14 protein-coding genes are annotated in these 13,309 nt (G+C 63.4%); 4 read left to right on the top strand and 10 right to left on the bottom strand.

From position 1 onward, the window contains the following. On the bottom strand, positions 1-476 hold a 476-nt coding region (locus tag M0954_RS08075), incomplete at its 3' end, for an ATP-binding protein (protein WP_297352557.1). A gap of 145 nt (positions 477-621) precedes the next feature. Further along, positions 622-1,230 carry a biotin/lipoate A/B protein ligase family protein gene (locus tag M0954_RS08080; protein ID WP_297352559.1) on the bottom strand — a complete coding sequence of 203 codons (609 nt, stop codon included), beginning with the start codon at positions 1,228-1,230 and terminating at the stop codon, positions 622-624. A 110-nt stretch (positions 1,231-1,340) separates the two neighbouring features. Here M0954_RS08080 and M0954_RS08085 point away from each other — a divergent pair, with 110 nt between their 5' ends. Next, positions 1,341-1,781 (top strand): DUF3597 domain-containing protein, encoded by a 441-nt coding sequence (locus M0954_RS08085; RefSeq protein ID WP_297352561.1) that lies wholly within the window; start codon positions 1,341-1,343, stop codon positions 1,779-1,781. 89 nt (positions 1,782-1,870) lie between these two features. Here M0954_RS08085 and M0954_RS08090 read toward each other — a convergent pair whose 3' ends face one another. Further along, positions 1,871-2,269 (bottom strand): hypothetical protein, encoded by a 399-nt coding sequence (locus M0954_RS08090; RefSeq protein WP_133894689.1) that lies wholly within the window; start codon positions 2,267-2,269, stop codon positions 1,871-1,873. A gap of 156 nt (positions 2,270-2,425) precedes the next feature. On the opposite strand from M0954_RS08090, the gene M0954_RS08095 reads away from it, so the two are divergent. From M0954_RS08095 to M0954_RS08105, 3 genes are read left to right on the top strand one after another with little or no spacing between them, the layout of a single operon-like run. Beyond that, complete coding sequence (locus M0954_RS08095) at positions 2,426-2,881, top strand: (2Fe-2S)-binding protein (RefSeq protein WP_122156093.1); 456 nt, start codon at positions 2,426-2,428, stop codon at positions 2,879-2,881. A 1-nt stretch (position 2,882) separates the two neighbouring features. Next, entirely contained in the window at positions 2,883-5,174 is a 2,292-nt protein-coding gene (locus tag M0954_RS08100) for a xanthine dehydrogenase family protein molybdopterin-binding subunit (RefSeq protein ID WP_297352563.1), read from the top strand. A 13-nt stretch (positions 5,175-5,187) separates the two neighbouring features. Then, a complete protein-coding gene (locus M0954_RS08105; protein ID WP_297352565.1) occupies positions 5,188-6,480 on the top strand; it encodes a cytochrome c in 1,293 nt (430 codons plus the stop codon). A gap of 78 nt (positions 6,481-6,558) precedes the next feature. On the opposite strand, the gene M0954_RS08110 is transcribed toward M0954_RS08105, so the two are convergent. The 7 genes from M0954_RS08110 to M0954_RS08140 form a co-directional block, all read right to left on the bottom strand. Beyond that, positions 6,559-7,215, bottom strand: a complete 657-nt coding sequence (locus tag M0954_RS08110; protein ID WP_122156090.1) for an amino acid ABC transporter permease — start codon at positions 7,213-7,215, stop codon at positions 6,559-6,561. 2 nt (positions 7,216-7,217) lie between these two features. Beyond that, positions 7,218-7,961 (bottom strand): amino acid ABC transporter permease, encoded by a 744-nt coding sequence (locus tag M0954_RS08115; RefSeq protein WP_297352567.1) that lies wholly within the window; start codon positions 7,959-7,961, stop codon positions 7,218-7,220. Positions 7,962-8,022: 61 nt separating this feature from the next. Next, complete coding sequence (locus M0954_RS08120) at positions 8,023-8,940, bottom strand: transporter substrate-binding domain-containing protein (RefSeq protein ID WP_297352570.1); 918 nt, start codon at positions 8,938-8,940, stop codon at positions 8,023-8,025. 55 nt (positions 8,941-8,995) lie between these two features. Beyond that, entirely contained in the window at positions 8,996-10,075 is a 1,080-nt protein-coding gene (locus M0954_RS08125; RefSeq protein ID WP_122156088.1) for an ABC transporter ATP-binding protein, read from the bottom strand. A 70-nt stretch (positions 10,076-10,145) separates the two neighbouring features. Then, positions 10,146-10,988, bottom strand: a complete 843-nt coding sequence (locus tag M0954_RS08130) for an ABC transporter permease (RefSeq protein WP_297352591.1) — start codon at positions 10,986-10,988, stop codon at positions 10,146-10,148. Between the two features lie 23 nt (positions 10,989-11,011). Then, positions 11,012-12,001: an ABC transporter permease gene (locus M0954_RS08135; protein WP_297352572.1), complete on the bottom strand. Its 990-nt coding sequence runs from the start codon at positions 11,999-12,001 to the stop codon at positions 11,012-11,014. Continuing rightward, the gene (locus tag M0954_RS08140) at positions 11,998-13,092 is read right to left on the bottom strand and encodes a PotD/PotF family extracellular solute-binding protein (RefSeq protein WP_122159115.1); all 1,095 of its coding nucleotides are present in this window, start codon (positions 13,090-13,092) and stop codon (positions 11,998-12,000) included. The genes M0954_RS08135 and M0954_RS08140 overlap by 4 nt, the downstream gene beginning before the upstream one ends. Positions 13,093-13,309 lie beyond the last annotated feature (217 nt).

Genomic DNA, 13,309 nt, shown 5'->3' on the forward strand with positions numbered 1-13,309 from the left:
CCGTCGCGCGAGACCTCGACCGTGAACCATTCCGAGACCGCGTTGACGCACTTGGCGCCGACACCGTGCGTGCCGCCGGAGTAGATATAGCCGCCCTGGCCGTACTTGCCGCCAGAGTGGAGCGTGGTGAGCACCATCTCAACGCCGGGAATCTTATACTGCGGATGAATGTCGACTGGGATGCCGCGGCCTTCATCGCGGATGGAAATGGAGCCGTCGACGTGGATCGTCACTTCGATCTTCTTGCCGTGGCCGGCGAGATGTTCGTCAACCGAGTTGTCGAGCACCTCGGAAATGCAATGATGCAGCGCCCGTTCATCGGTTCCGCCGATGTACATGCCCGGCTTTTTGCGAACGGCTTCAAGGCCTTCGAGCTTGCCTAGCTGCTCAACTCCGTACTCTTTTTTAACCGTCGAATCGTGCTGGATGTACTCGTCTCCGCTGTCAGATGCAGCGGGCTTTTTGGGGTCTGCCATAAGTGGGTCATTGTACCGAAAATTCCGCCTTCTTCACAACAAGTAATGCGTGATTTCCGGAGGAATCTTTCGGTGGATTTTCAGAGGAAAAACGTGAATTCACCTCCAACACGCCGACTCGACGATTCCAGATGTCTCGAATGCCTTAGCGCGCCCGGTTCCACGCCTCGGTGGCGTAGCGCTCGCGCTCCAGCTCTTCGGCGCGCGCAACCTCCTCGGCGGTGAGTTCGCTGGGCTCGACGGGAAGCTCGAGGTGCGCGGTGAACGCCTTCGCGAAGCCGGCGCGCAGGCCGGTGTTGCGGGCCGGATCGGGCAACAGGATGCTGCCTTGGTGGAGCAGCCCTTCGCGCGTGCGGCGCTGGGCCGCGCCGCTCAGCTTGCCCGTCGGCGCGACGATATCGAACTTCACCGGCTTGGCGAAACAGGCGTCGGACTCGACCGCGTGCGCGGCGGGCGTGAGCTCGCTCGCAATCCCGCAGGCCTTGAGTGCCGCCTGCACGCCGCGATGGATGTGGCAATAGCTTTCCGGCGCGGACATCTCCATCCACGGATGCGAGCGCGGCAGCACGATCGTGTAGGTGACATCGTGCGCGTGGTCGACGAGCCCGCCGCCGGTGTAGCGCCGCACAAAAGGCCTCTCACCTGCCAGCGCCGCCGGCTGGAAGTAGCCGAGGCTGACGGCCGGGACACTCCACTCGTAGAGCCGCAGCACAGGCGCAGTTACGTTGCGCAGCAAGGCCTCGTCGACGGCCATGTTCTGCGCCGGCGAGCCCGCGCCGTGAGTAAGAAGACGCCAGGAGGTCATGTAAAGGTTAACTTAATCGTCGCTTGATAGTCAGGGTTAGCGTGCAACCGTAGTTCATTATGAGCCTCTTCGCGAACCTAATGGGTAAGATCTTCGGACATGCTACCACCGTCGCCGCTGCTGCGATTACTCCGGCGCCCTCGGGCTCGAAACCGGGGACTGGGCCGATCGACGCGCCGACGCCGGCTGTTGCTTCGTCCGCTCCCGCCCCGGCCAGCGCGCCCGTTGCCGCCGCTCCCGCGCAGGTGGACGTCGGCGCCATCCTCGACGGACTCGCCGCCAAGAATTCGGAGAAGCTCGACTGGAAGCATTCCATTGTCGATCTGATGAAGCTCGTCGGTGAAGACAGCAGCCTCTCGGCGCGCAAGCAACTGGCCGCCGAGTTGAAGTACACCGGCGACACGAACGACTCCGCTACGATGAACGTCTGGCTGCACACGCAGGTCATGCACGCGCTGGCGGCAAACGGTGGCAAGCTGCCGTCGGACCTCGCCGGCTGATCTGAACTAAAAGAAGCAGTTACGCGAAAGAAGCAACTACGCGAAGCATGAAGACGTCGGCGGCGCCCGCCGCCGACTCCGCATTACCTCTACTGCCCCTCCACCGCCCGCAACAGCTGCGTGACTTTTCCATGCTCATGCAGGATGGCCGGGCTCGTCTGCAATAACGGCAGATAGCGCGGCAAAAATGCATTGTCTGGCTGATCCGCTGAGAACAGACCTGTCACGGCCCCGACTGCGGACAGGCGATCGGTAGCAGTGGCCTTCTTGTCGTCGAGCGTCTCGTCGACATTGGCAATCACCGTCGAAAGCGGTGAGAGCCAGCGAAACCCCGAGCCATTGATCAGCACTTGTAGAAACGCCGCCGGCGTCACCGGGCCGAATTCCTTCTCGTAGGACGCGCGCTCGTGATCGAGGATCGCCTTGTGCAGCGACAGCAACGGCCGGCGCACCTCAGACAGGAATTGAATGGCTTGCTGTTCAGTCATGGCGCAACTCCTGGGGGGTAAAGGGGCATGCTAGCAAACTTCCCTGTGCGACACGCTACGTACATATTTTTTAAAGGGCGACTACAATTTCCTCGTTCCACATCGTGCTGCCGGTTCATCGCGAGCCCAAACAATAAATCCGCAATCGGAGTCCCCATGACAACGCTCAATATCAACGGTCAGACGCATACCGTCGACGCACCCCCCGACATGCCTTTGCTGTGGGTCTTACGAGACCTGGTCGGCCTGACGGGCACGAAGTTTGGTTGCGGGATTGCCCAGTGCGGCGCCTGTACCGTGCATCTGGACGGCGCGGCGGTGCGCTCGTGCGTATTGCCGGTGGCGGCTGTCGGCGACAAGAAGATCACCACCATCGAAGCGGTTGGCGAGACGCCCGCGGGGAAGAAGGTGCAGCAGGCCTGGCGGCAGATCGACGTGGTGCAGTGCGGTTACTGTCAGTCGGGGCAGGTGATGTCGGCCGCCTCGCTGCTGACGCAGAACCCCAATCCCACCGATGCGGATATCGACGCGGCCATGGCTGGCAACATTTGCCGCTGTGGCACCTACAACCGCATTCGCGCGGCGATCAAGCAAGCGGCAAAGGAGGCCTGACATGTCGCAAGGTCTGCTTGATTCGCAAAACGCCGGCAGCGCTGGAAGAACCGCGCAGGGCGGCAAGGGCGCCGCTCAGGGTGATAACGGCTCGCATCTTTCCCGCCGTACTTTTCTGAAATTCGGTGTCACGGTGGGTGTTGCCGCAGGCGGCGGCCTGCTGCTCGGCTTCGGCTTGCCGACCGTGAGCCAGGCGCAGGGCCAGGATCCAACGGGCAAATCGGTAATCGGCGGGGATGCGAGCGAACCCGCACCGGCTGGGGTGTTCGCGCCGAACGCCTTTATCCAGATCGACAACACCGGCAAGGTGACGCTGGTGATTCCCAAGGTCGAGATGGGCCAGGGCATCTACACGTCGATCCCGATGCTGATCGCGGAAGAGCTCGAAGTCTCGCTCGACAGCGTCACGCTCGACCACGCGCCGCCCAACGAGAAGCTCTTCATGGATCCGCTGCTCGGCGGTCAGCTGACCGGCGGCTCGACTTCGATCCGTTACGCATGGGATCCGATGCGCAAGGCAGGCGCCACCGCTCGTGTGCTGCTGATTAGTGCCGCGGCGCAGCAATGGCAGGTCGATCCGGCTACCTGTCACGCGCAGGCTGGGCAGGTGATTCATGCGGCCAGCAATCGCAGCCTCGGCTACGGCCAGTTGGTGGATGCCGCAGCAAAGTTGCCGGCGCCGCAGAATGTACCGCTCAAGGATCCGAAGGACTTCAAGATCATCGGCACGGCGGTCAAGCGGTTGGACTCGCCGGAGAAGGTGGACGGCACCGCCGTGTTTGGCCTCGACGTGCGCGTACCGGACATGGTCTACGCGGCCATCGCAACGTGTCCGGTGTTCGGCGGCACGCTAGGCAGCGTCGACGACACCAATGCCAAAAAGATTCCCGGTGTACGTCAGGTCATCAAGGCTGACAACGCGGTAGCTGTTATCGGCGATCACACGTGGGCCGCCAAGCGCGGCCTTGCAGCGCTGCAGATCACCTGGAATGAAGGCGCGGGCGCGAGTCTTTCGATGAAGCAGATCGTCGACGATCTCAGCGCCGCGGCAGATCACGGCAACGGTGCCGTAGCGCGCAAGGACGGCGACGTCGCGAAGGGTTTCTCGGACGCCAAGACACGCGTCGATGCGGTCTATCAGCAACCGTTCCTCGCCCACGCCACGATGGAACCGGTCAACTGCACCGTGCATGTGCGACCGGATGGCTGCGATATCTGGCTGGGCACGCAGGTGCCAACGCGTATCGTCGATACGGCCGTGAAAATTACCGGCCTGCCGGCAGAGAAGATCACCGTGCATAACCACCTGCTCGGCGGTGGATTCGGGCGCAGACTGGAATTCGACATGGCCACCCAGGCGCTGAAGATCGGCAAGCAGCTGGGCACACCGGTCAAGGTCGTATGGACGCGTGAAGAAGACATCCAGCACGACATGTACAGGCCGTACTACTACGACAAGATCTCGGCGGGACTCGACGCGAACGGCAAGCCGATCGCTTGGCAGCATCGGATTGTCGGCTCGTCGGTCATCGCCCGCTTTGCGCCGCCGGCGTTCAAGAACGGCATCGACCCCGATGCGGTGGAAGTTGCCACCGATCTGCCGTACGACCTGCCAAACCAGCTGATCGACTATGTGCGTCAGGAACCCCGCACGGTGCCGACTGCATTCTGGCGCGGCGTCGGTCCGACGCGCGGCACCTTCGTGGTGGAGAGTTTCATCGACGAGCTAGCCGCGCAGGCCAAGGTGGACCCGGTGAAATACCGGCGCGATCTGCTCGGCAAAACACCGCGTGCGCTGAATGTGCTCGACACAGCAACCCAGGCGGCCGGCTGGGGCAGCACAAGCCTGCCGAAGGGCCAGGGCCGCGGGGTCTCGGTCATGCACGCGTTCGGCAGCTTCTTTGCGATGGTCGCGGACGTCACGGTCGACCAGGGCGAGGTGACCGTGAACCGCGTGGTCTGCGCGGTCGATTGCGGGATGGTGGTCAATCCAAACACCATCGAAGCGCAGGTGCAAGGCGGCATCATCTTCGGCATCACGGCGGCGCTGTACAGCGAGATAACGATCAAGGACGGTCGCGTCGAGCAGAACAACTTCACCGACTACCGGATGCTGCGCATCGACCAGACACCGGGTATCGAAGTGCATATCGTGAAGAGCACCGAAGCGCCTGGCGGGATCGGCGAGCCGGGCACGGCGGCGTTGGCGCCGGCCCTGGCAAACGCGATCTATGCCGCTACCGGCAAACGGCTGCGGCAGTTGCCGGTTGGCAGCCAGCTGCAAACCGTTTAATCGGAGACCGACCATGATCAAAACATTGAAGGTTTCCGGCACGGCGCTCGGTTTCGCGCTGAGCTTGGCGTCGCCGTTTGCCGTGCAGTCAACTGCACACGCCGCAGACGACGCCCTGGTGCAGCGCGGCGCATATCTCGCCAAGCTCGGCGATTGCGTCGCCTGCCACTCGGCCCCCAAAGGCAAGCCGTTCGCGGGCGGATTGCCGATGACGACCCCCATGGGCAAGATCTACACCACCAACATCACGCCTGATCCTGACACCGGAATCGGCCGTTATACGGAGGAAGACTTTGCCAAAGCGTTGCGCGAGGGCGTGGCGAAGGATGGGCACAATCTCTATCCGGCGATGCCGTATCCGTCGTACGCGAAGGTCAACGACGACGATGTGAAGGCGCTGTACGCGTTCTTCATGAAGGGCGTGGCGCCCGTGCAGCAGGCCAATCGCGAGTCCGACATTCCGTGGCCGCTCAACATGCGCTGGCCGTTGAAGTTCTGGAACGTGGTGTTTCTGGACAAGGCCGTCTATCAGGACAAGTCTGGCAAAGACGTAGCGTGGAACCGTGGCGCCTATATCATCCAGGGCCTTGGACATTGCGGCTCGTGCCACACGCCGCGCGGTATCGCGTTCCAGGAGAAGGCGCTCGATGAAAGCGGCAGCGCGTATCTGACCGGCGGCACACTCGACGGCTGGTTCGCCGCCAATCTGACCCAGGAGCATAACGTCGGACTTGGGCGCTGGTCGGAGGCGGATATCGCGGCTTTCCTGAAGACCGGGGCGAACGCGCATGCATCGGCGTTCGGCTCGATGACCAGCGTGATCAACAACAGTACGCAAGCCACCAATGACACGGATATCGCCGCGATGACGAGCTATCTGAAGTCGCTGCCGGCCGCTGGCGGTACGGGCGCGCCGCAGTATGCCTACGACCCGCAGGCGACGAAGGTGTCGCTATCCCGTCCAGCGAACGACGGCGGCGCGCGTGTCTATACCGAGTACTGCATGCATTGTCATGGCGTGGATGGCCGCGGCTTCGCGCCGATGCTGGCGCCGCTGGCGGGCAACCCGAATGTGCTGGAGCACGATGCGTCGTCGCTGATCAACGTCACGTTGAACGGCACCGACGATCTGGTGATTCAGGGCGTTCCGGCGCCGTACCCGATGCCGAACTACGCACCCGTGCTGAACGACAGGCAGATCGCGGATGTGCTGACGTTCGTCCGGGCAGGGTGGAATAACGGCGCGCCGGCGGTGACTTCGGACGAGGTGGCGAAGCTAAGAAAATCGACGCAGGCGGCCCGCTAGGATCGCAACATTGGAAGGCGGCAGCGTGGTTTGCGGCAACCGTAGCCGTATCCGGTTGCCGCCTGCCATTTCAGTCCGTCACCGGTGCTGCCCAACCTTCTGCCGTTTCTCCAGCGCACGCGCATACCAGGTGAGCGGGAAACACATCGCGAAGTAGATCAGCGCCACCATCCCGTAGATCGGAAACGGCCGGAACGCTGCGTTGGTAATCATCGTGCCGGTCTTCGTCAACTCGGTGAAGCCGATGATCGAGGTCAGCGCGGTGCTTTTTACCACCTGCACCAGAAAGCCGACCGTCGGCGCCACCGCAATCTTTTTAGCCTGTGGCCACACGATGTAGCGCAACTGCTGGCCGAACGTCATGCCGAGACTCGCGCCCGCAGCCCACTGGCCGCGCGGCACCGCCTCGACACAACCGCGCCAGATATCCACCAGATAGGCGCTGGTATAAAGCGTCAGCGTCACGATGGCGGCTGTCCACGGCGAGACGTCCACGCCTAACAGCGGCAAACCGAAGAAAGCCAGGAACAGTTGCATCAGCAACGGCGTACCCTGGAACAGTTCGACGTACACCGACACCGCCCGCCGCAACCACGGCAGCGGCGACACGCGCATGGCCAGCAGCGCGAATCCCACCAGACCTCCGCAGACAAACGCGATCACGGACAGCAGCACCGTCCAGCGCGCGGCGAGCAACAGATTGCGGGCGATATCCCACAGCGTAAATTCGACCATGATCAGCGCTCCGTCGGGACAGCGCGCGGACCACGCCACGCGAGCAGCAGACGCCAGCCGCGCGGCTCGTCGGGCCGTTGCGGCATGCGGCCTGCAAAGAGGCCGCGGCCGAGCCAGTTGAGCACCTGGCGCAACACGATGGAGAGCACCAGATACGTCACCGTGATGATCACGTAGCTTTCGAACGAGCGGAAATTGCGCGACTGGATGAAGTTCGCCGCGTAGGTCAGATCCGGCACCGAGATCTGCGATACGACCGCCGAGCCGAGCATCACGATCAGAACCTGGCTCAGCAGCGACGGGAACACGTTGGCCAGCGCCTGGGGCAGCACGACGAAGCGGAACACCTGGCGTCCGTGCAGGCCGAGCGCCTGCGCCGCCTGCACCTGGCCGCGCGACACCGATTCGATACCGGAGCGCACGATCTCGATGGCGTAGGCGCCGAGATTGACCGTCATCGCGAGAATGGCGGCCTGGATCTCGTCGATATGGATGCCGAGAGTCGGCAGGCCGAAGAATACGAAGAACAACTGCACGATGAACGGCGTGTTGCGGATCAGTTCGACATACACCGCGATCAACCTGCGCGCCCAGCGCGGTCCGGCGACGCTGACGCTTGCGCCGCCGATCCCCACGAGCCCGCCCAGCACCGTGGACAAGGCAGTCAGCCCCAAGGTGACGGCGGCGCCGCGTGCAAGCATGCCCACATAGATGCCGAAGCCGCTGAAATCGAACGCATAACTCATGACATGCCGCTCATCGTGAATCGGACTCCCGCCGGGCCACGTCAGGCTCCGGACAAAACGGTTATAGATCGGCCGGCAGCGGCGCCCGCAGCCACTTCTGCGAAATCGCGTTCATCGTGCCGTCCTTGCGGGCGCGGGCAATCGTGTCGTCGATTTTCTGCTTCAGGCGCGGTTCGTTCTTGTTCAGGCCGACGTGATCCGGCGAACTGAACAGGGCGAACTTCTGCTCGGGATCGTTGGGTGGATGGCGCGCCAGGATCGTCGCCCCGACATCGTTACCGACCACCATCAACTGTACCTGACCAGAAAGAAACGCCGAAATTGCACCGTTAGGATCGTCGAAACGTTTGATCGTCGCGCTGGGCGGCGCGATCTTGGTGACGCTCAGGTCTTCCAGGGTGCCGCGTGCTACCGAGATGGTCTTGCCGGCGAGATCCCCAGCGTTCTTGACCGGCAACGCTTTTGGGCCGAACACGGCGAGGTAGTAGGGAGCGTAAGGCTGCGAGAAGTCGATCACCTTCTCGCGTTCCGGCGTCTGGCCGACCGAGAGCAGCATGTCGGCCTTGTGGTCGGCCAGGTAAGCCATGCGGTTGTCGCCCGTCACCTGGACCAGTTCCACCTTCGCGTTGAGCGCCTTGCCGATCAGGTTGGCGACGTCGATGTCGTAACCTTCCGGCTTCATGTCCGGACCGATCGAGCCGAACGGCGGGTAGTCTTCGAATACGCCGATCCGCACCACGCCGGATTTGGCGATCGAATCGAGCGCATCCGCATGGGCCGCGGGGGCGATGAACGCGGACAGCGCCACAAAGCCGGCGCATGCCAGCGTCGTGGCGGCCGTCGCCAGTCCACGGCGCAGTTTCCCCAGATGCCCCGGATGGCCCAGATTCCGCAGATGCCGGGTAAGCTGTCCGTACCGGACACGCGGAGCAGGCCGGCCACGCGAGACGCGTGGAGCAAGTGAGTCGGGAGTCGTCATGGTCGTTCCTCTGTCAAAGCGTGGGTATCTATCGGATCAGTTCAAGATCGTCGTTTCAGTGCGCGGCGCGGGCCGCGATCAGCTTGCAGGCATGAGGCGGCAGCTCTGCCAGCACCGGCATGCCGAGCATCAAGCCGGGCGTTTCACGCGGGGTTGTCGCGGCGGTGAGCGTGAAGCCGGCGCAGTCAATCGTGGCTTCGAGCGAGGCGCCCACGTCACGAATGAAGCTGACCGTGCCACTCAGGCGGTTCTGGCTTTGGCCGGCGGTGTCCGAGCCAATCCTGACGCAGACATCCTCAGGGCGGATCAGCAGGCGAATCTCCGAGGCCGATGCCGGCACGCGCGCCGGCGGCGTCACGAGGATCTGCTGGCCACCTGGCAGGCTTACGCCGCCAGCGCCGTCGTAGGTCACCGGCAGGATGTTGCCGAGGCCGATGAAGTCGGCCACGAACTCGCTGACCGGATCGCGATAGATGTCGAGCGGCTTGCCGACCTGTGCAATCCGGCCTTTCTCCATGACGACGATTTCGTCCGCCATGGTCATCGCTTCGCGCTGATCGTGCGTGACCATGATCGTCGTGATACCGAGGCGCTGTTGCAACAGGCGGATTTCCACCTGCATGGCTTCGCGCAGTTTGGCGTCGAGCGCCGAGAGCGGTTCGTCGAGCAACAGCAGCTTTGGCGACGAAGCGATCGCGCGGGCAATCGCCACGCGTTGCCGTTGCCCACCGGAGAGCTGCGTCACCGGACGGTTTGCCATATGCGGCAACTGGATCAGTTCGAGCAGTGCCGTGACGCGCTGGCTTTGCGCAATCTTGGCGGTCTTGCGCAGGCGCAGCGGATAGGCGATGTTCTGCGCCACCGTCATATGTGGAAACAGCGCGAGCGACTGGAACACCATGCCGAAGTCTCGCTGATTCGCAGGTAAATGCGTGATGTCCCGGCCGGCGAAGCTCACAATCCCTGAGCTCGGCGTTTCCAGCCCTGCGATGATGCGCAACAAGGTGGTCTTGCCGCAACCGGACGGCCCGAGGAAGCAGATCAGCTTGCCGTCCGGCACGCTCAGATCGACGTGGTCGACGGCGTACGCTGCGTTAAAGCGCTTGGTCACGGCCTGCAACGTCAGATGAGTCATGAGAGGCTCCTGCTGGGCCAGAATCGCAAAGGAATCAAAACAGCAACACACTGGGCGTCGCGGCGCGGCATCAAAGGGCGACACCTTCATCGCCAATCAGTGTCTCGAGCAGCCAGATCAGCGCGAAATCGATCGCGACGATGAAGACTGCGAACGAAAACACCGTCGGATCGAGCGACGACACAGTGCGGCTATACAGCCACACTGGCAGCGTCATGGTGTCGATACCGTAGAGAAAAAACGTCACCGTAAATTCGTTGAACGAGATGATGAACGCGAACAGCATGCCGGCGAGAATGCCGGGGCGCATGAGCGGCAAGACGACGTCGATGAGCGCGCGGCCTGGACTCGCACCCATCACGCAGGCGGCTTCCTCGAACTCCGGTCCGATCGCGGCGACCGACGCGGCGCAGTTCTTCACCGTGAACGGCAGCGCCAGAATCACATGCGCAATGATCAGACGGAACACGCCGAGTTCGACCGGCAGCGCATTGAACACCAGCAGCAGCGAGAGCCCGAGCATCACGAGTGGATAGACCAGCGGCAATGCCACTAACTGCTCCACCGCCGGTTTGCCGCGAAACCGGTAGCGGCTCAGCGCATAGGCGGCCGGCACGGAGACCAGCGTGGCGATGATCATGGTAGACACGGCCACGATCAGGCTGGTGGTGAGCGCACTGCCCATCGACAGCGCGTCGCTGGCGTCGGGCGCGACAAAGCTGTGCCACGCCGCGCGATACCACTGCAGACTGTAGCTGGACGGCGGGAATTCGAGCGTGTCTGAGGCACTGAACGACATGGTGATCATCGTCAGGATCGGCAGCGCGGCGAGAAACAGCACGATAGCGGCGAGCAGGGCCGCTGGCTTGCCGAGCCGGCCGGGCATGGTGGCCCGCAGGCGCAGCGTGCGCATCCGGTTGGGGAGGGCGGGCGTGTTCATGTGGACGGCTCCTCGGGAGCGAGACGTTGGGTACGCCGCACGAGACTTTGCGAGAGCGCCATCACGGTCAGCGTGGCAACCATCAGCACCACACCGGAGGCCGACGCGGCCGGCCAGTTCAGCAGCGGTGCGACCTGGTCATGTACCAGCACGGCAAGCATCGGCACGCGGCGCCCGCCGAGCAGCAACGGCACGGCGAACGCGCTGGCGTTATAGGCGAACACCAGCAACGCGCCGGAGACGAGACCAGGCATCGCCAGCGGCAGCATCACGTGAAGCAGGGTCTGCCAGCGGGTTGCGCCCAGCGTGGCGGCGGCCTCTTCATAAGAGCGCGACACCGCGCGCATGGCGCTCGACATCGGCAGCACGGCGAGCGGAAACGCCGTCTGGATCAGCCCGAGCAGCACGCCGTGCTCGCGATACAGCCATAGCACTGGACGCTCGATCAACCCACTCGCGAGCAGCGCGTGATTGAGCAATCCGGCCGGCCCAAGAATCACCAGCCAGCCATAGCCTTGCAACAGCAGATTGACGAGCAGCGGCAGCAGCACGCCCGCCAGCAGCAGGCGCCGCGCAAGTCGCGACTCGGTGCGCGCCATCGCGAGCGCAACCGGGATCGCCAGCAGCACCGCGCAGATCATGCTTTGAAACGCCAGCTTCAAGGTGATCCAGAGGGACCTCATGAAGTAGCTATCGGCCAGGTCCTGATAGTTCTGTAGCGTGAAGCCATGCCACTCGCTGCCCTGGGTGCCAAAACTCATCCGCAGCACGACGAGCGCCGCCGCCGCAAGCACGGCAAGGAACAACAGGATCGGCGCCAGCAGCAGCCACGGCCGGGCCTTCGCCCAGGTGGCGCCGGGCGCGGCGGCGCAAGCCGGTTCGTCCGGCGCACCATCGGCACCCGAGGTTCCCGGCGCATCCGCCATGCCGGGTCCCTCCGAGGTCCCGGAAGCGCGCTGCGAGGAGCGCGCGGGCATCGCCGTCATGCCGAGAAAATCTCGGTATAGCGTTTGATCCACGCCGCCTGCACCGAGGCCAGCGCCTTGTCGTCGTGGAGGATCGCTTTCTCAGCGATCTGCTTCGGACTGGGTACGAACGCGCGGCTCTCGGCCGGGATCACCGCCTTCGAATTGACGGGACCATTGAGGACGTCCGCGGCCATCCGGCCTTGCACGCCCGCATCGAGCGAATGGTTGATGAAGGCGTGAATCAGATCGCTGTCGCCCGGATGCGACTTTGGAATCACCGTGAACATCAACTGCGTGGCGAAGCCTTCCTTCATACCGTAGGTCACGCCCATCTTGTACTCGGGCTTGCGAATCTGATCGGGGAAGAACGCTGGCGAATAGATGCCGCCGATATCGAGCGAACCGGTGCGGAACAGGTCGGCTACCTGGTTCGGGTTCTCGCCGAGCGTCATCACGCGCTCTTTCAGTTCCGCGAGCTTCTTGAAGCCGGGGTCGATGTTCTGTTGCGAGCCGCCCGACATCCTGGCGGCGATGATCGCGAGATCGACCGCTTCGGCCCATTCTGGCGGCGGCAGGAACAGGCGGCCTGCGTACTTCGGATCCCATAACGCCTCGTACGACGCAGGAGCGGTTTTGACGGTCGAGGTGTTGTAGATCAGGCCATCGGACCACAGCAGGTAGCCGACACCGAAACCGTCCGCGCCAGTGCGGTATTGCGGCTCGACTTCCTTCAGGTTGGGCAGCTTGTCGAGGTCGGGTTTGACCAGCAGACCCGCATCGCCGAGGCCCGAGGCGCCCACGCCCGCGAGCGTGATGACGTCGTAGGTCGGGCGGTCGCCCGCGGCCTTGACCTTGGCGACCATGCCCGAGGTGCCGTCGGCGCGATCGGCGATCACCTTGGCGCCGGTCTTCGCGGTGAACGTCGCGGCGATATTGCGCAGTGCCGCGGCGCCCGTATCGTCAGACCAGGTCAGGAGACGCAAGGTCTTGCCGGAGAACTTCTGCTCCTGCGCCCTCAGATTCACGAACGGCATGGGCAGCGTCGACGCTGCCAGCGCAGCGCCTAGCGCCTTGATAGCCTGCCTTCTGCCGTATTTGATGTCCTGCATGAGCGTTTCTCCCGGGTTGAACAGGGCAACTTTCGCGCGAGTCGTGCTGTGCGAACGCGTTGCGGGTGGATGCACTCTAGGTTTGCCAAAATCACCCAACAAACGAAATCTCTGCATGGACGCCATGACGTAAGCTCATGCGCCGGGCCGAAGGCATCGGCCGGGCACGGTGTGTCGTGGCATGAGCGCCGCGCATGCAGCCCTCAGGTGGAATGAA

Origin of the sequence: Paraburkholderia sp. (assembly GCF_026225065.1) — a bacterium.
Lineage (GTDB): Bacteria > Pseudomonadota > Gammaproteobacteria > Burkholderiales > Burkholderiaceae > Paraburkholderia.